26 protein-coding genes and 1 tRNA gene are annotated in these 25,109 nt (G+C 49.4%); 25 read left to right on the forward strand and 2 right to left on the reverse strand.

Annotation, left to right across the window (positions count from 1 at the left end; translation table 11 throughout):
- Nucleotides 1-40 precede the first annotated feature (40 nt).
- The 13 genes from FN782_RS02585 to FN782_RS02645 all read left to right on the forward strand — a co-directional run bounded on the left by FN782_RS02585 (nt 41) and on the right by FN782_RS02645 (nt 13,452).
- Complete coding sequence (locus FN782_RS02585) at nt 41-1,024, forward strand: sugar ABC transporter substrate-binding protein (RefSeq protein ID WP_142504193.1); 984 nt, start codon at nt 41-43, stop codon at nt 1,022-1,024.
- Between the two features lie 95 nt (nt 1,025-1,119).
- The gene (locus tag FN782_RS02590) at nt 1,120-2,583 is read left to right on the forward strand and encodes a sugar ABC transporter ATP-binding protein (RefSeq protein ID WP_425462675.1); all 1,464 of its coding nucleotides are present in this window, start codon (nt 1,120-1,122) and stop codon (nt 2,581-2,583) included.
- A 28-nt stretch (nt 2,584-2,611) separates the two neighbouring features.
- Nucleotides 2,612-3,610: an ABC transporter permease gene (locus FN782_RS02595; protein ID WP_142504195.1), complete on the forward strand. Its 999-nt coding sequence runs from the start codon at nt 2,612-2,614 to the stop codon at nt 3,608-3,610.
- Nucleotides 3,611-3,631: 21 nt separating this feature from the next.
- Entirely contained in the window at nt 3,632-4,459 is an 828-nt protein-coding gene (locus FN782_RS02600; protein WP_142504196.1) for a sugar phosphate isomerase/epimerase family protein, read from the forward strand.
- Nucleotides 4,460-4,524: 65 nt separating this feature from the next.
- Complete coding sequence (gene iolD, locus FN782_RS02605) at nt 4,525-6,459, forward strand: 3D-(3,5/4)-trihydroxycyclohexane-1,2-dione acylhydrolase (decyclizing) (RefSeq protein ID WP_142504197.1); 1,935 nt, start codon at nt 4,525-4,527, stop codon at nt 6,457-6,459.
- A gap of 47 nt (nt 6,460-6,506) precedes the next feature.
- Nucleotides 6,507-7,436: a myo-inosose-2 dehydratase gene (gene iolE / locus FN782_RS02610; protein WP_142504198.1), complete on the forward strand. Its 930-nt coding sequence runs from the start codon at nt 6,507-6,509 to the stop codon at nt 7,434-7,436.
- Nucleotides 7,437-7,466: 30 nt separating this feature from the next.
- A complete protein-coding gene (gene iolB / locus FN782_RS02615; RefSeq protein ID WP_142504199.1) occupies nt 7,467-8,312 on the forward strand; it encodes a 5-deoxy-glucuronate isomerase in 846 nt (281 codons plus the stop codon).
- Nucleotides 8,313-8,325: 13 nt separating this feature from the next.
- Complete coding sequence (locus FN782_RS02620; protein WP_142504200.1) at nt 8,326-9,243, forward strand: Cgl0159 family (beta/alpha)8-fold protein; 918 nt, start codon at nt 8,326-8,328, stop codon at nt 9,241-9,243.
- Nucleotides 9,243-10,184: a 5-dehydro-2-deoxygluconokinase gene (gene iolC, locus FN782_RS02625; protein WP_142504201.1), complete on the forward strand. Its 942-nt coding sequence runs from the start codon at nt 9,243-9,245 to the stop codon at nt 10,182-10,184. The genes FN782_RS02620 and iolC overlap by 1 nt, the downstream gene beginning before the upstream one ends.
- Before the next feature lie 34 nt (nt 10,185-10,218).
- Entirely contained in the window at nt 10,219-11,679 is a 1,461-nt protein-coding gene (locus tag FN782_RS02630; RefSeq protein ID WP_425462668.1) for a CoA-acylating methylmalonate-semialdehyde dehydrogenase, read from the forward strand.
- Nucleotides 11,680-12,018: 339 nt separating this feature from the next.
- Nucleotides 12,019-12,417, forward strand: coding sequence for a hypothetical protein (locus FN782_RS02635; protein ID WP_142504203.1), 399 nt, complete (start codon nt 12,019-12,021; stop codon nt 12,415-12,417).
- A gap of 41 nt (nt 12,418-12,458) precedes the next feature.
- Nucleotides 12,459-12,550: transfer RNA gene (locus FN782_RS02640), tRNA-Ser, on the forward strand.
- Nucleotides 12,551-12,858: 308 nt separating this feature from the next.
- Nucleotides 12,859-13,452 (forward strand): genetic competence negative regulator, encoded by a 594-nt coding sequence (locus tag FN782_RS02645; protein ID WP_142504204.1) that lies wholly within the window; start codon nt 12,859-12,861, stop codon nt 13,450-13,452.
- Between the two features lie 45 nt (nt 13,453-13,497).
- On the opposite strand, the gene FN782_RS02650 is transcribed toward FN782_RS02645, so the two are convergent.
- Complete coding sequence (locus FN782_RS02650; RefSeq protein ID WP_142504205.1) at nt 13,498-14,199, reverse strand: PIG-L deacetylase family protein; 702 nt, start codon at nt 14,197-14,199, stop codon at nt 13,498-13,500.
- 192 nt (nt 14,200-14,391) lie between these two features.
- On the opposite strand from FN782_RS02650, the gene FN782_RS02655 reads away from it, so the two are divergent.
- Nucleotides 14,392-15,672 (forward strand): Glu/Leu/Phe/Val family dehydrogenase, encoded by a 1,281-nt coding sequence (locus tag FN782_RS02655; protein ID WP_142504206.1) that lies wholly within the window; start codon nt 14,392-14,394, stop codon nt 15,670-15,672.
- Nucleotides 15,673-15,756: 84 nt separating this feature from the next.
- On the forward strand, nt 15,757-16,740 hold the full coding sequence (locus tag FN782_RS02660) for a YpdA family putative bacillithiol disulfide reductase (RefSeq protein WP_142504207.1): 984 nt from the start codon (nt 15,757-15,759) through the stop codon (nt 16,738-16,740).
- Here FN782_RS02660 and FN782_RS02665 read toward each other — a convergent pair whose 3' ends face one another.
- Nucleotides 16,741-17,730, reverse strand: coding sequence for an asparaginase (locus FN782_RS02665; RefSeq protein ID WP_142504208.1), 990 nt, complete (start codon nt 17,728-17,730; stop codon nt 16,741-16,743).
- Nucleotides 17,731-17,887: 157 nt separating this feature from the next.
- Between FN782_RS02665 and FN782_RS16630 the strand changes: the two genes are divergently transcribed.
- The 10 genes from FN782_RS16630 (at nt 17,888) to FN782_RS02710 (ending at nt 25,108) form a co-directional block, all read left to right on the forward strand.
- A complete protein-coding gene (locus FN782_RS16630) occupies nt 17,888-18,055 on the forward strand; it encodes a hypothetical protein (protein WP_185955990.1) in 168 nt (55 codons plus the stop codon).
- Nucleotides 18,056-18,297: 242 nt separating this feature from the next.
- Entirely contained in the window at nt 18,298-19,644 is a 1,347-nt protein-coding gene (ypeB, locus tag FN782_RS02670) for a germination protein YpeB (RefSeq protein ID WP_142504209.1), read from the forward strand.
- A gap of 500 nt (nt 19,645-20,144) precedes the next feature.
- Nucleotides 20,145-20,822: a (d)CMP kinase gene (gene cmk / locus FN782_RS02675; protein ID WP_142504210.1), complete on the forward strand. Its 678-nt coding sequence runs from the start codon at nt 20,145-20,147 to the stop codon at nt 20,820-20,822.
- A 3-nt stretch (nt 20,823-20,825) separates the two neighbouring features.
- Nucleotides 20,826-21,419 carry a lysophospholipid acyltransferase family protein gene (locus tag FN782_RS02680; protein WP_142504211.1) on the forward strand — a complete coding sequence of 198 codons (594 nt, stop codon included), beginning with the start codon at nt 20,826-20,828 and terminating at the stop codon, nt 21,417-21,419.
- Nucleotides 21,416-21,697 (forward strand): hypothetical protein, encoded by a 282-nt coding sequence (locus FN782_RS02685; RefSeq protein WP_142504212.1) that lies wholly within the window; start codon nt 21,416-21,418, stop codon nt 21,695-21,697. Before FN782_RS02680 ends, FN782_RS02685 begins: the two co-directional genes overlap by 4 nt.
- 79 nt (nt 21,698-21,776) lie before the next feature.
- A complete protein-coding gene (gene rpsA / locus FN782_RS02690; RefSeq protein WP_142504213.1) occupies nt 21,777-22,925 on the forward strand; it encodes a 30S ribosomal protein S1 in 1,149 nt (382 codons plus the stop codon).
- Between the two features lie 99 nt (nt 22,926-23,024).
- Nucleotides 23,025-23,636 (forward strand): hypothetical protein, encoded by a 612-nt coding sequence (locus FN782_RS02695; RefSeq protein ID WP_142504214.1) that lies wholly within the window; start codon nt 23,025-23,027, stop codon nt 23,634-23,636.
- 17 nt (nt 23,637-23,653) lie between these two features.
- Nucleotides 23,654-24,553 carry a YIEGIA family protein gene (locus tag FN782_RS02700; protein ID WP_342778340.1) on the forward strand — a complete coding sequence of 300 codons (900 nt, stop codon included), beginning with the start codon at nt 23,654-23,656 and terminating at the stop codon, nt 24,551-24,553.
- Complete coding sequence (locus FN782_RS02705) at nt 24,537-24,734, forward strand: capping complex subunit for YIEGIA (RefSeq protein WP_425462669.1); 198 nt, start codon at nt 24,537-24,539, stop codon at nt 24,732-24,734. The genes FN782_RS02700 and FN782_RS02705 overlap by 17 nt, the downstream gene beginning before the upstream one ends.
- Nucleotides 24,731-25,108, forward strand: a complete 378-nt coding sequence (locus tag FN782_RS02710; protein ID WP_142504215.1) for a hypothetical protein — start codon at nt 24,731-24,733, stop codon at nt 25,106-25,108. The genes FN782_RS02705 and FN782_RS02710 overlap by 4 nt, the downstream gene beginning before the upstream one ends.
- The last annotated feature ends 1 nt before the right edge of the window (nt 25,109 follow it).

The raw sequence follows: 25,109 nt of genomic DNA on the forward strand, positions 1-25,109 counted from the left end.
CTACAGGTCTTGATTGAAAAGTAACGGGAGGGGCTTATCGATGAAATGCAAAAAGATCACGGGTTTGTTAATGGCCTTGGTTGTGTTGTTCGGTGCGCTGACGGGTTGTGCAAGTGACGGATCAAATGCTGACAGAAAGGTCGTCGTCGGCGCAGCGATGCCCGTCTTTGACGACAAGTGGCTTTCCTATCTGTATGATGCGATGAAAGACGGCGCTAAAGACAAGAATGTCGATCTCAAAATGGTAGACGCCAAAAACGATTCCAGCAAACAATTGTCCCAAGTTGAAAAGTTCGCCACCGAGGGAGTGGACGTGATCGTCGTCTGCCCCGTTGACACCGCCGCGGTAAAACCGATGGTGAATGTGGCCAAACAGGCCAATATTCCGATTGTCATCGTCAACCGGATTCCTCCGAAGGATGTTATGAAAGATGTAGATTCTTATGTCGGTTCCGAGTCAATCAAGGGCGGAATCATTCAGATGGAAGAGGTAGCCAAAATTCTGAATAATAAGGGAAATGTCGCTATCATGACCGGTCAACTGGGTCACGAAGCGCAAGTGAAACGGACGGTAGGGAACAAAGAAGTCATCCAAAAGCATCCGGACATGCAAATTATCCTTGAAGGAACGGCTAAGTGGCAACGGGCCGAAGGGATTCAGCTGATGGAAAACTGGCTCCAATCTGGTAAAAAGATTGATGCCGTGGTGGCGAACAACGATGAGATGGCGATCGGTGCAATCAAAGCCCTGAAGGAAGCGGGTAAATTGGATGAAACCGTGGTTGCCGGGGTCGATGGAACCCCCGATGCGCTGAAGTATGTCAAATCCGGCGATCTGGACGTCTCCGTGTTTCAGGATCCGGTAGGGCAAGGCAAAGGTGCCATCGATACGGCGGTCAAACTGGCCAAAGGGGAAAAGCTAAAGGACAAGATGGTCTGGATTCCCTATGAATTGATCACGAAAAGGAATGTGCAAGAGTTTGAAGAGAGATGGGATGTGTACAACAAGAATAAAAGCAACTGAGAATAACTAAGGGGAGACCCCGGCGGACCGCCGCTCCTTCCCCTTATTCATGAACCCGGAGGTGAGGACAGGTGGGAGAAGAAATTCTTCTGGAGATGAAAGACATATCCAAAGAATTCCCCGGTGTGAAAGCGCTAGACAAGATTCAACTCACGGTTAAAAAAGGCACCGTTCACGCGTTGATGGGGGAGAATGGAGCGGGAAAGTCCACCTTGATGAAAATTCTCTTCGGTATCTACAGCGGCAGTGGGACGATCTCCTTCAAAGGGGAAGAGTTGAAGCTGTCCGGTCCCAAGGATGCGCTGAAAAAAGGGATTTCGATGATCCATCAAGAGTTGAACCCGATTCCGGAAATGACGGTGGCCGAGAACATCTTTCTGGGAAGGGAACCTGTATACGGGAAGACGGGATGGGTCAACAAAAAAAAGCTGGTCCAACAGACGGCAGAACTGTTTGAAACCTTAAACATTCCGATCGATCCGACGACGAAGATGAAAGATCTGACCATCGCCAGCATGCAGATGGTGGAAATTGCGATGGCAGTTTCTCATAGCGCGGATCTGATCATCATGGACGAACCTACTTCCGCCATCACGGATAAAGAGGTGAAGTATCTGTTTGAAATCATCCGCTCCCTGAAAAGCAAAGGGGTTGCAATTATTTATATCTCCCACAAAATGGATGAGGTTTTCCGGATTTGCGATGAAATCACCGTTTTGAGAGACGGTCAATACATCGGAACGAAACGGACGGATGAATTGGATCATGATTCGTTGACTCAGATGATGGTGGGACGGGAAATCAAGCAAGTCTTTCACAAAGAGCCGGCGGAAATCAAAGAGGTCATTTTGTCGGTTAAAAACCTGTCAAAAGAAGGAAAATTCAAAAATATCAGTTTTGAAGTGCGAAAGGGGGAGATCTTGGGGATTGCGGGGTTGATGGGTGCGGGACGGACCGAGGTGATTGAAAGCATTTTCGGGGTCGATCCTCCCACGTCGGGAGAAATCTATCTCTGCGGGAAGCCCATCAAGATCAAACACCCCTCTGACGCGATCCGGCATAAAATCGGGTTGTTAACGGAAGACCGCAAATTGACTGGCGCTTTCCTTCCGCTGTCCGTCAAAGAGAACATGATCATGTCCGGGATGAACAAGTTCTTGAATTTCGGTTTCGTCAACGGTGGAAAAGTCAAACAAAGCTGTGTGTCCATGGTCGAAAAGTTGAACATTAAAACGCCGAACCTGAACAAACTCATCATGAATTTGAGCGGCGGGAATCAGCAAAAAGTCCTGTTGGCCCGATGGTTGCTCAATGATCCGGATCTGTTGATCCTGGATGAACCGACACGAGGGGTGGACGTGGGCGCCAAAGCGGAAATCCACAAGCTGATGTGCAAATTGGCTCAGGAAGGAAAAGCCATCATCATGATTTCCTCAGAAATGCCTGAGATCTTGGGTATGAGTGACCGGATTCTGGTGATGCACGAGGGCCATTTCAAGGGCGAATTGAGCAGGGAAGAAGCCAATCAGGAACGGATATTGCAGATTGCCTTTCAGTAGAGCCGATCTAAAAGGAAGGTGAGATCGTATGAAAAACCAACAAACCATTGAAAAACAGGCGCCTGTCAACGGGCGGGTGCGGGTGGATTGGAAGGAGAAAGGGTCCGAGGTTGTCAGCCGTTATGGAATTTTCTTGATTTTTCTTGGCATGGTGGCGTTGATGTCGATCCTGACTCCCCATTTCTTCACCTACTTTAACTTAATCAACGTCGTTCGGCAGGTTTCCTTTATCGGGATCGTCGCCATGGGCGTAACCTTTGTCATCATCACCAAGGGGATCGACCTCTCGTCCGGTTCAGTGATCGCATTGGTCTCCGTGATGGCGGCCAGCTTTGCCCAAGGAGGCCATTCGTTGGTGGTTCCGATTTTGATCGGCTTGGGCATCGGGGCATTGACGGGGCTGATCAACGGAACGATCGCGACGAAAGGGATGATCCCTCCGTTTATCGCCACCTTGGGCATGATGACCGCCGCCAGGGGAATGGCCTTGTTGTACAGCAACGGGCGCCCGATTGGAAACTTGACGGATTCCTTTCTCTTCATGGGTTCAGGCGATCTTTTGGGCCTTCCGTTTCCGATCATCATGTTCCTAGTGATGGGGCTCATCTCCCATTTGTTATTGAACAACACCAAATTTGGGAAATCCACCTACGCGATCGGGGGTAATGAACAAGCGGCCCGCATCTGCGGGATCAACGTGGATCGCCATCTGATTCTGGTGTACACCTACGCCGGTTTCCTTACGGGGATCGCCGCCCTGATGCTGACGGCCCGGATCAGTGCGGGTCAGCCCAGCATGGGGGTTATGTATGAATTGGATGCCATCGCCGCGGCTGTTATCGGGGGCACGAGCCTGACCGGTGGAATCGGAACCATACCGGGAACAATGATCGGCGCGCTGATCATTGGGGTACTCAACAACGGGCTGGATCTGATGAACGTCTCCTCCTACTGGCAGCAAATCCTGAAAGGGATCATCATCGTGACGGCTGTCCTCATCGACTCGCGGAAGAACAGGAAATCTTGATATTGAAGGGCGGGATAATCGGTGAAAATCGCATTCAACCAAGCGACGACCATGAAACGTTCCACGCTCCAACTGGATCTGGAGGCCTGCGAAAAACACGGATATGATCTCATCGAAATCCGGTTGGATCAATTGAAGGAGTATCTAAAGGAACGCACGGTGAAAGACCTGAAAGCATTCTTTTCCAACAGCCGGATTCAACCCTTTGCCTTTAATGCCTTGGAATTTATCAGTTTCAGGGACGATGAGGGTTTCCATCAAATCAAAGAGGACCTGGTGTTCTGTTGTGAGATGGGAGAAATCCTCAATTGCCAAAACATCGTCGTCATCCCCACGTTTGACGTGGGGGACCGGAGCAAATCGGAGATCCGGAAAGAGACGGTTGCGAGGATGCGTGAATTGGTGGAGCTGGCGCAACCCTACGGCATGCGTTTGGCCCTGGAATTTGTCGGTTATCCCAATTGTTCGGTCAACACCTTCAGCCAAGCCTACGAGATCGTGGAAGAAGTGAACAGGGAGGATGTGGGTCTGGTCCTGGATTGTTTTCACTTCCACGCTATGAACTCGCATCTGGAAGACTTACGCAAGGCGAATCCCTCCAAAATTTTCGCCTTCCACATTGATGACTGCGAAGACCTCCCCGTCGGCGTCTTGCGGGACCACCACCGACTGTGGCCGGGTGAGGGGGCGATCCCCCTCGATTCCATCCTGGCGACACTGAAAGCGATCGGTTATGACGAAATGGTATCGATTGAACTGTTCCGGCCGGAATATTGGGATTGGGAAGTGGAAAAAGCGATTCAAGTGGGAAAAGAGAAAACGGAAGAGGCGATCCGCAAGTTTTTCTGAGTGGCCTTCTTTTTTTCAATCAGCTGTGAAGCGCTTAACCTTAAGGAAAGGCGGGGATGCCAGATATGAATACAGTCAGGCTGACGACAGCGCAAGCGTTGATTCGGTTTTTGAATCAACAATATGTGGAGTTTGACGGGAACGAAAGGAAATTTGTCCATGGAATTTTCACCCTGTTCGGCCACGGAAACGTGCTGGGAATCGGTCAGGCGTTAGAGGAAGAGGCAGGAGACCTGGGCGTTTACCAGGGGCGAAACGAACAGGGGATGGCCCATGCGGCGATTGCTTTCGCCAAGCAAAGGCACCGGAAACAAATCATCGCCTGCACCTCCTCTGTCGGTCCGGGTTCGGCCAATATGGTGACAGCTGCGGCGACGGCTTCCGCCAACAGCATCCCGCTGTTGTTGCTTCCGGGGGATACGTTTGCCATGAGACAGCCCGATCCTGTCCTTCAGCAGGTGGAACATCCCCATGATATGACGCTGACCACGAATGACGCCTTCCGGGCGGTCAGCAAATACTGGGATCGGGTCAACCGGCCGGAGCAATTGATGACGGCCATGATCCAGGCGATGCGCGTCCTGACCGATCCAGCCAACACGGGAGCGGTTACCATCGCCCTTCCCCAGGATGTGCAGGGGGAAGCGTATGATTTTCCGGAGATCTTCTTCAAAAAACGGGTCCACCGCATCGATCGGCGTGTCCCTGCCACGGCGGACCTTCAGGAGGCGGTTACGTTGCTCCGGCGAAAGAAGAAACCCCTCCTCCTGTGTGGCGGTGGCGTCCGCTACTCCGAAGCGGGGGACGTTTTGCGGCGGTTTGCGGAGAAATTCAACATTCCCTACGGTGAGACCCAGGCCGGCAAAAGCGCGGTGGAGAGCGATCATTCCCACAACCTGGGCGGGATCGGAGTGACCGGCAACCTCGCCGCCAACCGGATCGCCCAAGAAGCGGATCTGATCATCGGCGTGGGTACGCGGTATTCCGACTTCACCACCGCTTCCAAACGCTTGTTTCAGCATCCTGAGCTGGAATTCCTGACGATCAACATATCCGACTATCATGCCACCAAGCTGGATTCTGTCAAACTCGTGGCTGATGCTCGACTCGCTCTGGAGGCTTTGGAGAAGGAGTTGGAGGCGACGGATTACCGTTCAGGATATACGAATGAAATCAAGAGAGCCAAGGATGCATGGGAGAAGGAACTGGATCGGCTCCACCACACCTGTTATGACGATGAGGGTTTCAAGCCGGAAATTGCAGGGCAACTGGACGAGGTGCTACCGGAGTTCGCCGCGCTCCACCGCTCCCGTCTGACTCAAACGGAAGTGATCGGCGAGGTGAACCGGCAGATCGATTCCAAGGCCGTCGTCGTGGGGGCGGCTGGCAGTCTGCCCGGCGACTTGCAGCGGATGTGGCAGGCACGTGAGCCCAATACCTATCACATGGAGTACGGGTATTCCTGCATGGGATACGAGATCTCCGGCTCTCTCGGCGTGAAGGTGGCGGAGCCCGACAGGGAAGTGTACGCCATGGTGGGGGACGGAAGCTACCTCATGTTGCACTCTGAACTGGTGACCAGCCTGCAAGAAGGCAAGAAAATCAACGTGGTGCTGTTTGACAACGCATCCTTCGGGTGTATCAACAATCTGCAGATGGAAAACGGCATGGGCAGCCTGGGGACGGAATTCCGGTATCGGAAGCCCGACACCCATCAACTGGAAGGCGGATTGATGCCGATCGACTTTGCCAAGGCCGCCTCGGCCTATGGGGTGAAGACTTACAGCGTCCGCAACCGGAAAGAGTTGCGGGAGGCTTTGGATGACGCGAAAAAGCAGACGGTGTCTACGCTGATCGACATCAAGGTATTACCCAAGACAATGACCGGCGACTACGAATCCTGGTGGCACGTCGGTGTCGCGGAGGTATCCGGCAATCCCCGTGTGCGTCAAGCGTATCGGGACAAAGAGGAAAACTTGAAGCGTGCTCGTCCGTATTGAGGATCGCGGAAGGGTAGGGCCTTGTGTGAGAGGATGTGAAAGGGGAGATGAGTGTGACACAAATCAATCCTTTACGGGTGGGGATCGCCCCGATCAGCTGGGTGAATGACGATATTCCGGGCCTGGGAGACGATCTGTACACGCAAGACAAAGTGCTGTCCGAGATGGCCACCATCGGGTATGTATCCACTGAAATGGGACGAATTTTCTCGTCAGATATTCCCGCTTTTAAGAACAAGTTGAAAGAATATAACATCCAATTGGCCAGCAAGTTTGTGGGGGTTATCTTTTCCGATCCTGAACGGCTGGAGCAGGAGTTGCAATCCTTTGCGAAATGGGCGAAATTCCTGCATGAAATGGGGAGTAAGTATGTGATCACCTGCGAAATGGGCGGATCGATGCATTGGGACCCCCGCCGACCGGAAAAAGACAACAGCATCCAGAAGCTGAACGACGCGGAATGGAAGTCCTTGGTCCAGGGATTGCACCAGGCCGGCGAGATTTGCGGAACATACGGGCAGACACTGGTGTTTCACCCCCACGCCGGAACGGTGGTGGAAACCAAAGAAGAGGTGGACCGATTGATGTCGTCGACCGATCCCTCCCTGGTCCACCTGCTGTATGACACGGGTCACGCTTACTACGGGGGCTATGATCCGCTGGAACAATTGCGGATCTACTGGGATCGAATCCCTTACGTTCATCTGAAAGACGTGAGACAAAAGGTGCTGGACTGGGTCCAAAGGGAAAATATCGATTTCCGGTCTGCGGTGGTGAATGGGTTGTTCACGGTGCCGGGCGATCCGGAAGGATGCATCGACTTCCTCCCGATTTTCAGGGAATTGTTGGGGAGAGGATACGATGGTTGGGTGGTGGTGGAGGCCGAACAGGATCCTAGGGTGGCTAATCCCTATCGTTATGCGAAGATGGCCAAAGACTATATCGATTCCGCAGTCATGACCGTCCAGACTTCTTGAACCAAACTCCCTATGAAAGGATGATACATCATGCCGAATCGAACGCTGCTGGCTCGCTCCCGCACGAATGCGGAAGGAAACGATCCGGTAGTGCAGGTGACACCGCAGAGTGCCGGGTGGACTTACACGGGATTTGAAGTTTACCGACTGAAGGAAGGGGAATGTTTTTCCCTCGATCGGCCGGGCTTGGAACAGGCCGTGATCGTCTTGGAGGGAACCTGCCACGTGAGCGCGAGCGGAGAGAGGTTTTCCTCGGTCGGATCCCGCACCTCGGTATTTGACAACCAATCTCCCGAAGCGGTCTATTGTCCTCCCGGTGCCGCGATCGAGGTGGAAGCGGTCACCCGAACCGAAGTGGCGGTTGCCTCGGCGGTGACGGAGGAGGGAGAGGGACCTGTCCGGCGCATCACGCCAGCGGACATCCCCTATGAGGAACGGGGGGAAGGGAGTACTCGCCGTTATATCCGGCACATCCTTGACGAACACCACCCCGCGAAGAAGCTGTTGCTCGTGGAGGTGCTCACTCCCAGCGGCAATTGGTCCAGCTACCCTCCCCACAAGCATGACACCGAGTCGGAAAACGAGGCCTATTTGGAAGAAACCTACTACCATCGGTTAAACCCTTCCCAGGGGCAAGCATGGCAAAGGGTGTACGACAAACAGGGGCTGGATGAAGTACTCACTCCCTCCGATGGGGATGTGGTGCTGGTTCCGAAAGGATACCATCCCGTGGGTGTACCGGTTGGATTCGATTCCTACTATTTGAATGTGATGGCCGGACACAACCGGACCTGGAAATTCCAGATCGACAGTAACTTTAAACACATCGCCCCCAAAGATGGCAATATCATGGGGAAAGTGGAACAAGGAAAGTAGAGGGGGAAGCGGCATGACCGTGTTGGAAAAGGAAGAACTTCTGTCAACCATCCTGCACCAAAAGCTCCGGGATCCGGGCCGCCCGCGGCGGCTGGCCACCCAGCGCATCCGTCGGAAGGGGTGGCAAGCGGAGAAACTGGTCATTCTCGCCTGTGATCACCCGGCCCGGCGGGAAACCGGCGGGGGAGGGAACCCTTGGGCGATGGCCGATCGAGGGGAGCTCCTGTTCCGGATCGCCACCGTCCTCTCCCAGCCTGGGATCGATGGATTGTTGGCGACGCCGGATCTGTTTGACGAATTGTTCTTGGTGAATGAATGGCTGAAAGAGAACGGCCAAGCCGATTTCCTGGACGGAAAGGTTCTGATCGGCTCGATGAACCGGGGGGGTTTAGCCGGCACATCTTTTGAACTGGACGATTTTGTGACGGCCTATACGGCGGAAGAGATGGAGAAGATGGGTCTCGACGGGGGAAAACTCCTCCTGCGCCTCCATCCCGAAGACCGGGATTGTGCCCGCACGCTGGCTTATTGCTATGAAGCTCTGAACGATTTGGCCGACCGGGGTTTACCCCAGTTTTTGGAACCTCTGTCCATCCCACGCAATGCCGATGAGATGGTGCGGCTGACCGGGGTGGCGACAGGGTTGGGACGGACCACGGAAGGGCGCTGGTTGAAGTTGCCGATGACCGCGGAGTTTGACCGGGTGGCACGGGCTACCACCTGTCCGATCGTTTTGCTCGGCGGTGGAAAGCCGGGGGCGACGGATGAGTTGGTGGAAGATGTGAAACGGTGCCTGAATGCCGGTCCCCATGTGCGGGGATTGATGATCGGGCGTGGGGTCCTGTTCCCTGAGGATGGGGAAAAACCGGCTACGGTGGCCGCGCGGTTGGCGGAGGCGGTTCACGAAAAGACATCGAAGGAGGTCGTTTGATGGGCGCGGAAGTTTACAGCTTGGGACGCGTGATCGTGGATCTTTATGCCAACGACATTCATACTCCGCTTCGAAAGGTGCGTTCCTTCAACAAATATCTGGGAGGTTCGGCAGGAAACACGGCGGTGGGCCTTGCCCGTCTTGGAGCGAAAGCGGGATTGATCAGCCGAGTGGGAAATGATGAATTCGGCGCCTTCCTGACCGAACGGCTGAAGGAGGAAAAGGTGGACACCAGCATGGTGAAGACCGATCCCTGCTATCCGACGGGGCTGGCCTTCGCTGCTCTGTTTCCCCCGTCGGACTCTGATGTGCTCTTTTATCGCAAACCCTGTGCCGACGCTCACATCTCCTTGGAAGACATCGATTTCGACGCCCTGAAGGAAGCCAAGGTACTGACCGTCTCCTGTACGGTTCTTTCCCAGTCCCCCGGAAGGGAAGCGACCTTGGCCGCCTTGGAGGCCAATCGGGCTTCTGGAGGATTGAACGTGCTGGACCTCGACTGGCGTCCGATGTTCTGGGGCGGTGAAGAGGAAGCACGGGTTTACTACCGGATCGCCATTCGGATGGCGGACGTGATTCTGGCCAACGAGCCGGAGCTGGTCTTTGCTGGAGAATCGAATGACCCCGACGAAGCGTCCAAACACCTTCTTTCCCTAGGGGTGAGGGAAGTGGTGGCCAAACGCGGTGGTAACGGCGTTCTCTTCTATGGAGAGGAGGCGTTCCGCGTGCCAGTGGTACCTGTGGAGGTGCTCAACACTCTTGGGGCGGGAGACGGTTTTGCGGCCGCTTACACCTACGGGCTGTTGCAGGGGTGGCCGGCGCGGAAACGAACCGAATTCGCCGCCGCAGCGGGAGGAATCGTGGTCAGCCGCCACAGTTGCTCCGAAGCGATGCCCAGCCGTTCTGAAGTGGAAGAGTTGATAGCCAGCCAACGAGCGTAAAATCAATCGATTATCAATGCGAGAAAGGGGTAGGATGATGACGGTACCAACTCAAGCAAAAAAACTGAAAAACTTTATAGGCGGGGAGTGGGTCGATTCCACTTCTGACAAGCAGCTGGATGTGCCCAACCCGGCCACTGGCGAATCCCTGGGGACCGTTCCCCTCTCGTCGAAAGAAGAGCTGGATCGGGCGGCTAAAGCCGCTTACAGGGCGTTTCGGAGCTGGCGCAAAACCCCGGTCCCGGTCCGTGCGCGGATCATGTTTAAATATCAGCAATTGCTGATCGAACACAAAGAAGAACTGGCCCGCTTGATCACGGTGGAAAATGGCAAGAGCTTCAAAGAAGCCCTTGGGGAAGTACAACGGGGTATCGAGTGCGTGGAATTCGCTGCCGGGGTCCCTACGCTAATGATGGGCAGTCAGTTGCCGGACATCGCCAACGGCATTGAATCCGGAATGTACCGCTATCCCGTGGGGGTGGTAGGAGGCATCACCCCTTTCAATTTTCCGATGATGGTTCCCTGTTGGATGTTTCCTCTCGCCATCGCCTGCGGCAATACCTTTATCATGAAGCCCTCAGAGCGCGCGCCGCTGTGTGCCAACCGGCTGGCCGAACTGTTCACCGAGGCGGGACTTCCTGCAGGAGTGCTCAACGTGGTTCACGGTGCCCATGACGTGGTGAACGGCATTCTGGAACACCCGGATATTCGGGCGATCTCTTTTGTCGGGTCCCAGCCGGTGGCGGAATATGTCTACAAAAACGCTTCCGCCAACGGTAAACGGGTGCAAGCCCTGGCTGGGGCCAAAAACCACTCGGTGGTGATGCCGGATGCCGACTTGGATACGGCGGTCAAGGGTATTATCGGCGCAGCCTTCGGTTCCGCCGGGGAACGCTGCATGGCCTGCTCTGTGGTGGTGGCCGTCGGTGATATCGGCGACGAACTGGTCGCCCGGTTGGTGAACGCTTCCGACGAGATCCGGATCGGTAACGGTCTAAAGGAGGATGTCTTTCTCGGCCCGGTGATCCGGGATACCCACAAAGAACGGACATTGGGCTTTATCGAGATCGGAGAAAAGGAAGGGGCCCGGTTGGTGCGGGATGGACGGAAAGACGATTTGCCCGAAGAAGGCTGGTTCGTCGGCCCGACGATCTTCGACGAGGTCAAACCCGGCATGAAGATCTGGGAAGAGGAGATCTTCGCTCCGGTCCTCTCGGTGGTTCGGGCAAAAGATCTGACTGAGGCGATCGAAGTGGCCAATCGTTCCCGCTTCGCTAACGGCATGTGCATCTATACGGACAGCGCCAAAGCGGTGCGTCAATTCCGGGAGGAAGCTGATGCTGGAATGTTGGGTGTCAACCTGGGCGTTCCTGCCCCGATGGCTTTCTTCCCATTCTCCGGCTGGAAAGACTCCTTTTACGGGGACCTTCATGCCAACGGGAAAGACGGTGTGGAGTTCTACACCCGCAAAAAAATGGTGACGGCACGGTATTGAGGACAAAGGCCCCCTTTCAGCGATGCAGCTCACATCGCCGAAGGGGGTTTTTCGATACAACACCTCAGTCTGGCAGTATATGCCCAGGATGTCGTCTTTTTAATATCTGCTTGACGGGAGGGGGAAATCAAACCAATCTTGCTATTTTGCGTCAAAATAACTGGGGATTGTCCACAACAAGGGTGTTGAACCCAAAGTATTTCCATCTTCAAAGGTTATCAGGCGCAACTGAGCAAGTTGTCCATGGTATAGTTGATTGGGCGTTGAGTGGTTGGAGGTGTTATGGGTCATCTTTCGAATCGATAGTGGATATAATTGTAGTAACAGGAGGTGGGAGTCATGCTGTCCAAACTGTGGTTCCGTGTGATTTTAGGTTGGATTGGTTCGGTTTTGGCCGTCTTGTGGCTTCCAGATCAGCGTACTTCTCTTCCTGTGGTTTGGCAATATTTAAATCTGGATTTTGTGATTGCTTCAAGCTTTTCGGTTTTGGCAAGCAGACAATTCGCACGGGCAGGAGGAGCGTTAGTTTTCTGCTTCATATACCTTCCATGGTCGAAAAGAGGTACCTCTCTGATTCATCATTTAGTGATATTACTGGCCATTGTGACAGGAGGAGTTCTCATTTATCAAATCCCGATCACAGGACCGTTATCGTTCGTTGTCTTTATCATATGGGAGATATGGATCTGGCAAGAAAAGCAAAAAGATCTGGTTGATAAATCATCACACTCTCCTTGACAAGGAAAACCCATTATAATAGAATGTATTGGCGACATTATGGAGAGGTGTCCGAGCGGCTGAAGGAGCACGATTGGAAATCGTGTAGGCGGTGATCACCGTCTCGAGGGTTCGAATCCCTCCCTCTCCGCCATATAATCAGTAAATGTTTGCTGTTTGATCCTTCATCAGGTGCGAGGATGTAGCCGGATGGCAAGGCACGGGAGTTCACATCCTTCATCTTCGGCTAAGATGAGGAAAGGTTGCTGAATTGACGGGAATCCCGGCTGGAAAGTCCAGGGTTCCTTTTTATATATTACAGTTGAGATTGGTTAGTGCACACAAGGGAAAGTTTGTGTATGATAGGGATAGATGAAAAAGGGGACCTGGTAACGCGTAACGATCAATGTCTCGCCCTCATACGCTGTATTGTGGCGGGTCTCCAGTGAGGGAGGGTAAACCATGCGTGTCGAGCGACTTAGCCAAGATAAAATCCGCTTTTTTTTATCAATGGATGATTTAATGGAGCGGGGAATTGAAAAAGAAGACATTTGGCGGGATATACCAAAAGTACATGAGCTCTTTAATGATATGATGGAACAGGCATATCAGGAGCTTGACTTTGAAATTTCGGGTCCCGTTGCCGTGGAGGTGTTCGCTTTGCCGGCCCAAGGGATGGTAGTCGTGGTCACGCGGGGCAGACTCCCTTCCCCCAATGAACTTGATGAGTTGGATGGCGATGATATGTATGAATTGGAAGTGACGTTGGAGGAGAGTGACCAAGTCATCTTTCAGTTTCACGACTTTGAACATCTGGTGCAGGCGGGACATCGTGTCCAACCCTTGATCGGATCTGTAGGCAGGGTATATGCATATCGCGGTCAGTATTTTCTGGTTCTGGACACCGATATGGAAAATCAAACATTGCAAAAAGGAATTGCAGTGTTGTCTGAATTCGGGGAAGCGTCCACAGTGACCGAACATGTATTGAAAGAATACGGAAAAACCATATGGGCTCAGGAAGCTACTGGCGGGATTACCCGTTATTTTTCCTGATATCCTTGTGAACGATCGCGACCGCTAAACGCGATCGTTTTATATTTATAGTCCATCCTCCCTGAATATGCCTGTGGTTCCTGCTTTTTGGTAATACTCAAATGTTCTTAAATGTTCCCAATGACCGTTTGAAACTCCTGGAAAAACGCGTTCAACCGAACGTTGTTGTGTTTTGTGGCATTGCAATGCTTCCATTATTTTTTTCCGCCAGACGGACACATTGACTTGGTTTGTTACTTCCTGATCGGGAGTTGTATAGATCGTTTGCTCCTTTGCGACCGATTGAGGGATCACGATATAATAGAGCTGGATCATTCGGTTTTTTTGAATCTGTCTAATAGCTTCTGTTGTTGCCTGATGGATTGTCTGATGGTCTGGGTGTCCTGAAATACCATGTGAAGGAAATGTGATCACTGCAGACGGTTGCTCTTTGCAAATTGACTGAGTGATATCGTCAACCAAAATGTGAAAGGGGACGTTCGCTAGTTTTCCGTCACCGAAATCTCTTAGGATCACCCGGTCAATTCCCAAAACCTTTGCTGCTTTTGCCAATTCATCGGCCCGGACTTCACCGAGGCGATGTTGGGGGCAAAGAGGGGGAGTTCCGGTGCTTCCGCCCTCTCCGCGCGTAGCACAGTATAGAGTGACTTCCCACCCAGGTTGATGGGCATATTGGAGAATGGTTCCACCTGAGGCGAACGTTTCGTCATCCGGATGAGCATAGATAAACATCAGTTTGTTTTTCATAAAGGTACCTCCTTTTTTAATTCGTATCCATTATAATCAAAATGGGCGCATGATACTTCATTGAATGGGAAGAAGTTATGCATAAGAGAAGAAGAAAAAATCCGACAAGGAAATAGTGTTCTCTTTTTAAAGGTAACTGGTGTATACTTGTTAATGAATTTATGGGAATTATTCTTTTTGAGGTGGTCAGGGATGGAACAGCAGTCGGAATCCTCCAATGCGGAGGTAAAAGAAGAAAATTTGGACGTACTCATTTCAACACAGACGGTTATTAAGAGAGCTTTGGATAAACTGGGCTATCCAGAACAGGTATTTGATCTTTTGAAAGAACCTTTGCGCGTGATGCATGTGCGGATTCCTGTCCGTATGGATGATGGCTCGGTCCAGGTTTTTACCGGTTACCGGGCTCAACACAATGATGCGGTGGGACCGACAAAAGGTGGAGTTCGGTTTCATCCGGATGTTACTGAAAGTGAAGTGAAGGCGCTTTCAATTTGGATGAGTCTGAAAGCGGGGATTGTAGACCTCCCTTACGGTGGAGGGAAAGGAGGGATCATTTGCGACCCTCGGAAAATGTCCTTTCGTGAACTGGAACGTCTATCCAGAGGATATGTAAAAGCAATCAGCCAAATTGTGGGTCCTACAAAGGATATACCGGCACCGGATGTCTTTACAAACTCACAGATCATGGCTTGGATGATGGATGAATACAGCCGAATCCGTGAATTTGATTCTCCGGGTTTTATCACTGGTAAACCCTTGGTACTTGGGGGATCTCGTGGGCGGGAGACAGCAACCGCCAAAGGTGTGGCTCTTATGATTCGTGAGGCCGCCAAAAAGCGGGGTGTGTCTCTAAAAGAAGCCAGAGTGGTCATTCAAGGTTTTGGTAATGCGGGTAGCTTCCTTGCAAAATTCATGAACGATTCTGGTGCACGAGTGATTGGCATTTCCGATGCTTATGGTGCCTTGTATGATGAGGATGGCCTGGATATCGATTATCTGTTGGATCGTCGTGACTCCTTTGGTACAGTTACCAATTTGTTCAAGGATACCATTACCAACGAGGAACTTCTGGAGTTGGACTGTGATATTTTGGTTCCTGCTGCGGTGGAAAATCAGATTACTGCATCCAACGCCCATCGGATCAAAGCGCAGATTGTGGTGGAAGCAGCCAATGGTCCCACGACTCTGGAAGCGACCCGGATTCTGAGTGAACGTGATATCCTTCTGGTACCGGATGTTTTGGCCAGTGCAGGTGGAGTTACGGTATCCTATTTTGAATGGGTGCAGAACAACCAGGGATATTATTGGTCGGAAGAAGAAGTGGAACAAAAACTGGAAGATATTATGGTCAAGGCCTTTGATAATATATATCAGACTGCTCAAAACCGAAAAGTGGATATGCGTTTGGCGGCCTATATGGTGGGAGTACGTAAAGCAGCGGAAGCTTCTCGTTTTCGCGGTTGGGTATAATAATAGCAAAGAAAAGGACAGAAAGGCACCTGGCCTGAAATTGGGAGGTGTTTTTCTGTTTTCTTCATAAGGAGGTATTCAGTCATGAAGGATCTTATTATCATCGGAGCAGGGCCCTGTGGGTTATCTGTTGCCATTGAATCAAAAAAACAGGGGTTAAATCCGTTGGTGATCGACAAAGGCTGTATTGTCAACTCGATATATTACTATCCGACAAATATGCAGTTCTTCAGTACACCGGAATTGTTGGAGATTGGTGGTCTTCCCTTTGTCACAACAAATGAAAAGCCCAATCGTCTGGAAGCCCTCAAGTATTACCGGGCAGCTGTAAAAGCATATAATCTGGATGTTCACACCTATGAACGTGTAACCGGGATGGAAAAGGAAGACGGACATTTTGTCATCCAAACAGAAAAAAACGGAGAGATCCAACGCTACACCACTCGCCACGTCGTGATGGCTACAGGGTATTATGACAACCCCAATAAATTGAATATCCCTGGGGAGGAACGGTCCAAAGTTAAACATTATTATACGGAAGGGCATCCATACGCTGGCTTAAATGTGTTGGTGATTGGCGGGAAAAATTCCGCTGTTGACTGTGCGATGGACTTACATCAGGCGGGGGCCAATGTAACTATGGCTTACCGTCGGGGAGCGTTTACAAACAGTGTAAAAGCATGGGTGAAACCAGTGATTGAAAGTGCGATTCAAAAAGGCTGGATTAAGATGTACTGGAATACCGTTGTAAAACGTATTTTGGAAGATAAAGTGGAGTTGGAACAGGAAGGTCACACGTTTTCCATCGCCAATGATGCGGTCTTTGCCATGACGGGATACCGTCCTAAGACAGATATGTTGCAGAAACTGGGTGTAAATATCGACTCGGAAACCGGTGCTCCAATCCATGATTCAGAGACAATGGAAACACAAGTGCCGGGACTATATATTGCAGGTGTCATTGCCGCCGGTAAGGATGCCAATTCCATTTTTATTGAAAATGGACGGTATCATGGGGGAAAAATCGCCGCCCACATTGGTGAAAAGATGCGGACAGCGACCTCCTGATCAATCCCGGTCTCTCAGAGAATCCTTGAAAAGGGTTTGAAGTTCAGTTGCGTCACGGCTGACATGAAGCGCGGTCATCAGTTTGATCCGCGCTTTTTGTCCGTTTAGCCCGTTGGAAAAGATCACTCCCCACTCTTTCAATTGCTTTCCGCCTCCCTCATAGCCATAGGTATCTTCCACAAAACCGTTGTAACAGCGGGATACCAATACAATTGGAACATTTTGTTTCAAAGCGTCCAAAAGCCCAGGGAGCATCTTTGGAGGAAGGTTTCCCTGCCCAAGAGATTCCAATACAAGCCCGGATGCCCCTTGATCCAGAGCAGCGCGGATAAACAGGTCGTCTGTTCCTACTGCTGCCTTTATTAAAAAGATGTCATCTACGGGGGGGAGTTGTGGGAACAGCCGGTTTCTCGTCAGAGATTGATGAAACACTATATCCTTTTTGGTCAGTGTACCCACAGGGCCTTGAGCCGGAGAGCGGAAAGTCGCCACATTGCTGGTGTGGGTTTTCGTTACCCATCGGGCTGCATGGATCTCATCATTAAAGACCACCAAAGTGCCTTTGCCTTGGGCTTCAGGGTGAGCAGCGGTTCGGATGGCATTGACCAAATTAACGGGTCCATCGGCTCCCAATTCATTTTGACTTCGCATCGCACCTGTAAAAACAACCGGTTTATTGCCGGGAACAGTCAGGTCAGAGTAAAAGGCTGTCTCCTCCAATGTATCTGTCCCGTGTGTCACAACCACCCCATCTACTTCTGAGCGGGATAAATGGTAAGAAATCCGTTTTCCAATCTGATACATCCATTCCGGAGTGATATGGGGACTTGGGAGGTTTATGAAGTCATCCATTTCAATTTGAGCATAACGGGAAAGCAGAGGAAAGAAGGATTGAAAGCTTTCCATTCCTTTTGGTTTTACGCTGTTTGATTGTTCATCTTCTGCCATGGCAATGGTACCACCAGTAGTAATAATTGTTATCCGTTTCATACTCGACCTCCCGAAAAAGCTGTTAAGTTCTCTATCCTTATTATATGGAATTCAAAGAGCAATGCGAATGGTAAATCTATGGTCTGAACATAGACTAAAAAGCATTGATTTTGCCGATAATAGAAAAAGGATTTCCTAGTGGTGGGAGGGAGTGCTTATGGCAGATTCTCGTCGTTACTTGGTGAAAATCCGATGTAAACAGTGTGGGGAGCGCTTTGTTTTAAAGGGCAGCATGAAAAAAGGGAAATTGGATACAGGGTTTCGGCAATGCATTTGCGATAATGATGATCCACGAGGATTTGATATCTCATCTGAAAGGCTATAAGCCGGTCGGAACCCAATTATCCGCTGAACCGATAGGACCTCTGGAGGTTCCGCAGAATGATTCACCGGAAATCCCCTTCTTTTCTAAATTGTAGTCTTTATCAGTAGTCTGTCGGTCCGAGAGGTCCGGCTTTTTTGTTTTGCATAAAGATGGGAGATGTGGATCAAGCTATATTTGACATCATTTGAGTCATTCAAAGAGCCAACATTAGGTTATTCAGAGAATGAAGGGGTGGTTCAGCCGTGTACAGACGGATTGCCGCTGTGCTTTTTCCGATCGTTACTTTGGCATTGATTGGCACAGCAGTATGGGGATATCAAGAGAACCAAGAGAAAAACAGCTTATTAATCAAGGCGGAAAACCAGTATCAACGGGCGTTTCATGATCTGAACTTTCATGTGGATAAGCTTCAGGATGAATTGGGCAAGGCTCTGGCACTGAATACAAAAAAACAGTTATCCACTTGTCTAACAAATGTATGGCGTTTATCCTTTGTTGCCCAGAATGATTTAGGTCAGTTACCACTATCGTTAATGCCTTTTGATAAAACGGAATCCTTTCTGTCAAAGATCGGAGATTTTACTTATCGGTTGGGAGTCAGAGACCTGGACAGAAAGCCCCTCAATGAACGGGAATATCATACACTGCAAACACTGTATAAAAAATCCAATGCCATCCAGCAGGACCTGTCAAAGGTTCAGTCGCAAATCCTTGAGAAGAATTTACGATGGATGGATGTAGAGCTGGCGATGGCTTCTGAAGACAAGGTTATGGACAACACCATTATCAATGGCTTTAAAAAAGTTGATAAACTCTCTGAAGGCTATAAGGAAGTGGATTGGGGTCCCAGTGTTAACAACCTGGAATCCCATCAGCGAAAAAAAGTGACCAAACTAAAAGGAGAACCTGTAACCCCGGAGGAAGTGAAAGAGAAGATTGCCGATATCTTGAACCTTCAGGATTCAGATCAGGTAAAGGTTGTTGCCAACAAAAAAAGAAACACTTCCATATACAGTGCACGGGTCAAGATGAAAAACGGTGAAGAGGTCTATGCAGATGTAACGAAAAAAGGCGGGCATGTGTTGTGGATGGATTATGACAGAGATGTAAAAAAACAGAACCTAAGTTTGGAACAGGCACAGGTGAAGGCGATCCAGTTTATGGACCGCTTGGGTTATCCGCAAATGGAAGCGGTCAATTATGACGATGCCGGCAATATGTCATCCTTTACGTTTGTAAGAAAAGAAGATGATGTATTGATCTATCCAGAATCGGTTGTTATCAAAGTGGCGTTGGACAATGGAGAAATTACTGGATATCAGGCAAATGATTATGTTTTTAACCATAAGGAAAACCGAAATTTAAAACCGACACTGACCAAAGACCAAGCCAGGAAATATGTGAATCCCAAGTTGAAAGTGAAAGAATCGCAGTTAGCGGTCATCTTTGGAGATAATGAAAAAGAAACGTTATGTTACGAATTTGCCGGTAGATTGGGGAAAAGTAAATACACAGTGTTTATTAATGCAAAGAACGGTGATGAGGAATTTGTAGAGAAAATGAAAGATCAAATTTCCGATGAACTGTAAAATTTTTTGGATCGGCAAAAAGCCGATCCAAATCTTTTCGTTCTAAACACTGTAAATAACGGGTTTGGTCGTTGCAAGCGATTTCCCTTTGTGGTATTCTATAAATGAATTGGTAAAAGGGAATACATAGCGATTTTAAGTTCGCAATTTTAGTCGCTGGCCTTTGGATTTCCAATTTGGAAATCCTAATTATTCTCGAGATGAATCAAATACTGTTCATCCGCTTCGAGCAGGCCATGCCTGCTCTTTATGTTTTTATAGACAGCCCTTCAGGGTTAGGATGAAAGCGAGTGTACAATAAGGTAAACTTATGAACGACTCGCATCTGGACAATTGAATCGTGTAAAATTAAAAAACGATTCTTGTCAATTTATGGGGATTTTCAGGAGAAGGATGCAGTTCTTGCACTCCATAATCCGAGGATCTGCGTACCCCATAGGAACTTCCTTTGGGGTACAATAGTCGTGTATCCCTTCTTAAACGTGGGGAGGATGTAACTTGTGACATGTTTTTCCATTGCAATTGATGGCCCGGCGGGATCTGGCAAGAGTACAGTGGCTCGCCAAGTGGCTAAAGAGTTGGGGCTAACTTATGTGGATACCGGTGCCATGTATCGGGCAATCACTTGGAAAGCCCTGAAACAAAATGTTGATTTGGAGGATGAATCCTCTGTTGCGCGTATGTCCCAGGAAACCGATATCCAACTATCTTCTGAAAATGGAGTGGATGTGTGGGTGGATGGGATAAAGGTAACCAACGATATCCGAACCCCTCAAGTAACATCCAACGTCTCTCTGATCGCAAGTCAAGCGCGTGTAAGAGAGATATTGGTAGATAAGCAACGGGAAATCGCCCAAAAGACGGGGGTTGTAATGGATGGTCGGGATATCGGTACCCATGTGTTACCAAAAGCTAATCTGAAGATTTTCTTAACTGCATCAATCGAAGAAAGAGCCCAACGTCGACATCGTGAATTAACACAACGTGGCTATTCTGTCGATTGGGATCAACTGAAAGAAGAAATCCGGCTTCGGGATGAAAAAGATAGTGTACGCGAACATTCTCCCCTTCGTCCGGCGGAAGATGCGATACATCTAGATACGACCGGTCTTTCGATTAAAGAAGTGGTTCAAGCGATTCTGAATCTATCTCGAACCAAAGCGATCGGTGGGGAGTAATATATGCTGTACCGAACATTTAGGCTCCTGTTCCGGTTTCTGTTTAGGTTATTCTACCGATGGGAGATAGAAGGGGTAAAACATATCCCATCCCAGGGACCGGTAGTCATCTGTTGCAACCATATCAACAATTTGGACCCGCCGATTGTAGGGGCGGCCGCGAATCGGCCAGTGAGGTTTATGGCCAAGGAGGAACTGTTCAAAGTACCGGTTTTATCCTTTCTTTTACGTCGGTTTGGAGCGTTTCCCGTCAAACGGGGTTCCACTGACAAACGAGCTTTGAAGAGTGCCTTGGAAGTGTTGAAGCAGGGAGAAGTACTCGGTGTTTTCCCGGAGGGAACGCGTTCACGGGATGGGTCGCTCGGAAAAGCCCATAATGGAGCATCCTTTATCGCTTTGAAAGGAAAGGCCAAAGTGGTTCCGGCGGCAGTGATCGGTCCCTATCGGATCTTCCAAAAAGTTCGTATTGTTTTTGGTCCCCCAGTGGATCTTGAGAACTTCCAGAACCAACAATGGACTTCTCACACGCTTCGGGAGGCTACTGATCAAATTATGGCTGAGATTGAAAAGCTTTTGTCAAAAGGTCATTCCAAATGAGATGGTTGCTACTGTATTTTCTGGTTCTTCTCTTGTTTTTTTCTTATCGAAGAATCATTGTCAAGCAATGCCTTCGGCGAGGGGGCACCAGTGCTGAAGCCCAACGTCGGTCTCGTCAATTTTCACTCTTGTTTTATGTTTTTGCAGGGGGTCTTGCATTAACGGGTTTGGGTTTTAAAGTGGGTCTGATTGGCGGATTGACGGCTCTGGCTGGTGTGATTCTCTTGGCTGGTGCATTGGTCATGGGATTAATGAAATTAAGGAACTGGTTTTCTTGATTTCATTATTCATCTCTCCAGTTTCGTGGGAGATTATATAATTAGGTTGATATAGCAGGTAATGAGGAGGTTGTCGTTCATGGTGGAAGAAATGAAATCAGAAATGACGGATGTGACTTCGTTAAAAAGCGGAGACATTGTAAAAGGGAAAGTCACCAAGGTGGAGGATAATCAAGTTCTGGTGGATGTGAATTACAAGTTTGATGGTGTGATTCCGATTTCTGAGCTCTTCAGTCTTCATGTGGATAAAGCCGGCGATGTTCTTTCCGAAGAGGAAGAAGTTGAAGTGAAGGTGATCCGCATTGATGATGAAGAGGAAAAGCTGGTCCTTTCCAAAAAAGCAGTTGATGCCGATCGGGCCTGGAATGATCTGGAACAAAAATTTGAAACCGGTGAAACGTTGGAAGCTGAAATCGCTGATGTGGTCAAAGGCGGGCTTGTAGTGGATCTCGGAGTTCGTGGATTTATTCCGGCCTCTTTGGTGGAACGGCATTATGTAGAAGATTTTTCCGATTATAAAGGTCGCACCTTGTCTTTGAAAGTGATCGAAATGGATCGGGAAAAGAACAAACTGATCCTTTCTCGGAAAGCAGTTCTTGATGAAGAGGAAGAGAAACAGAAACGTGAAACCTTGGAGCGTCTGACCCCCGGAGAAGTTCTGGACGGAACCGTACAACGTCTTACGGATTTCGGTGCCTTTGTTGACATTGGCGGAGTGGATGGTTTGGTACATGTTTCTGAATTGGCTTGGTCTCGTGTGGAGCATCCCTCCGAGATGCTTTCAGAGGGAGATCAAGTAAAGGTGAAAGTGCTCAAAGTGGATAAAGAGAACGAGCGGATCAGCCTCAGTATTAAGGAAACCCAACCGGGTCCCTGGGAAAAAGTATCTGATTCCATTCATTCCGGAGATATTGTCAATGGTACGGTGAAACGTCTTGTCTCTTTTGGTGCCTTTGTAGAAGTGGCTGAGGGAGTTGAAGGTTTGGTTCATATTTCGCAAATTTCCCGCCGGCATATCGCTTCCCCTTCTGAGGAGTTGGAAGAAGGTCAGGAAGTACGGGTGAAAGTATTGGATATGCAGCCTGAACAGAAACGGATTAGCCTCAGCATTAAAGAGGTGGAACAGGAAGAGGCAAAACAGGAGATGGAAAACCTGGATCGAAACAATAGTGGGATGAATGTCACCCTTGGTGATGTCCTGGGGGATCAACTACGTCGTCTAAAGTAAGCTGAAAGACAGCTTCCGGTGAAAACCGGAAGCTTTTTTTTTTGGCTGAAATGAACAAAAGTCAGCCATACTATGAGAAAAGGAGGGAGGAAAAGGAATGTGGTTGCAGGGACATTGTCTATGCTGTCGTGTTTATCCCTGGCAGTCTTAATTCAGACTGGTTGGTTTTCCGGTTTGGAAAAAAGCTTGAAGTTGAAAAAAGAGTGGTTGGTGTTGGGGTTGCTGTTGGAGTCTCTGTTGCTTTGGGTAGAACTTCCCCCTGAAGGAAACGTTCGCATGCATGCAGGGATGATTCTGTTTATTCCGTTTTTGTACTACCTTTATCAAAGGGTTGAAGAGGAACGAATTCCATTGTTTCTTTCCGTTTTATTTACAGGCTCTTTTACGTTTTTTCTGCAAGAGTTATATCGGTTTGAATCGGCAATGGCGTGGTCAGGGTTGAGAAGCTTGGGGTTGTTAGTCATTACGGGGCTAGCTTTTGTTTCTTCCTCATGCCTTGCCGGTAAATTGGTCGTTGCTATGGGAGGGCTGTGTTTTAGTGAAGGGTTGCATGTCCTTCTGCATCAAAACGAGATGAATCCCGTATTCTTTGGAGATCCGAGTTTTTTAGATCTATTGTGGATGACTTTTGTGGTGATTCTGGTTTCTCACTCTGCTCTTCCACACATTCGGATGTGGATTCGAACAATCTGGCGGATGGTGAAAATATGATGTGGAGTCCAAATACGATGGCTGTGGTCATTGGGATCTTAACAGGCTTTTTATGTCGAATGCGAATGCTTCGAACGGATTATCGGCAATATCCGACTTATCCTCATGGGCGAGTCATTCATTTGTCCCTAGGTCTGATTGCGGCAGGTTTGGGAGCGGTGGCTGTTCCTGCTCTTCTCAATAAAAACTATACCGCGATTACCTTTCTCTCTTTAGCAGCACAACAGTTCCGGGAAGTAAGAAACATGGAAAGAGAGACGTTGTCCAAGCTGGATGAAATGGTGTTGGTGAAAAGAGGAAGCACTTATATTGAAGGCATTGCGATGGTTTTCGAAGGAAGAAATTATATCGTTATTTTATCCGCACTTTTAACCAGTCTTGTCGTTTTGTTGGCGGGTCAATGGATTTGGGGCGTATTGATGGGTGTAGTGTTGGTGGGAGTATCAGGACTGCTCCGAACGGGCAAGTTATTGGGCGACATTGCGGATGTAGAGGAGGGAACTCTGCGATTTGAGGGTTCCAGTCTGTATGTGGATGATATATATATTATGAATATTGGGCTGAAGGACAATCGAGATCGCATTAGGAAGCAGGGTTTAGGTGCTGTCGTTACTCCCAAAGATAAAGACAGTCGGATTACGCTTTCCAATCTTGGACAACGACAGGCGATACTACATGATGTATCCACCGTATTGGGTGTATACAGAGATACGGGTGAGCCTTCATTGGTTCCTTTGATTAAGCGTGATCTAAATGATGGTCGGCTGGGCGTTTTTCTTATTCCTGAAGAAAAAGATTCAAAGGCGGCCATCGATATGATCCAACGGGTACCTGTGTTGGAAAGCGCGGTGCGGATGCCGACGGAACTTCTTAAACGTTTGTCGTGGAGGGGACGCAGTAATGGGAATGACATTTGAAAAAGCCATATTGGCAATTGTATCCACTGATCGAGAGCAAGTGGCCGGCGGTGCTCCGATTTTCTATGCAAAAAATAAGGAGCAGATGGAAGAAACCGCTTTTCTATTGGAAAAAATCTTGGATGGAATGGTTCATGAATTGAATTCTAGAACGAAAATTGTGGTTCGTCACCGATCATGAACCGCTTATATCTCAGCTCTGATTATGGGGCCATGGCCTTGGTTGCCGCACTCAGAGATTTGCAGGATGAAGGAGCTTCGATGGCTGCAAAGATTCAACAATGTACGTTGTGGAAGGAAGATATCTGGAGCACACCGGGAAGAATTTATTGGGTGGGTTGTACACCCTCCAATGTCAGTATTTATATGATTGGTACGATGTGGAAGCCAGTAGTCCTTGAGCGGGCATTGACCCATATCCTTCAGTTAGCTGGTGAGTGCCTGCTGGAATGGGAAATGATTCGATTGAATCATGGGTGTAAGAATGTGAAGTCTTGGTCTGGCTTTGTACGGAATTATCCACGACTGATTCGTATTCTTTCGGAAAGAGGTTGAC

Origin of the sequence: Melghirimyces algeriensis (assembly GCF_900182565.1) — a bacterium.
GTDB classification, from domain to species: Bacteria; Bacillota; Bacilli; order Thermoactinomycetales; family DSM-45169; genus Melghirimyces; species Melghirimyces algeriensis.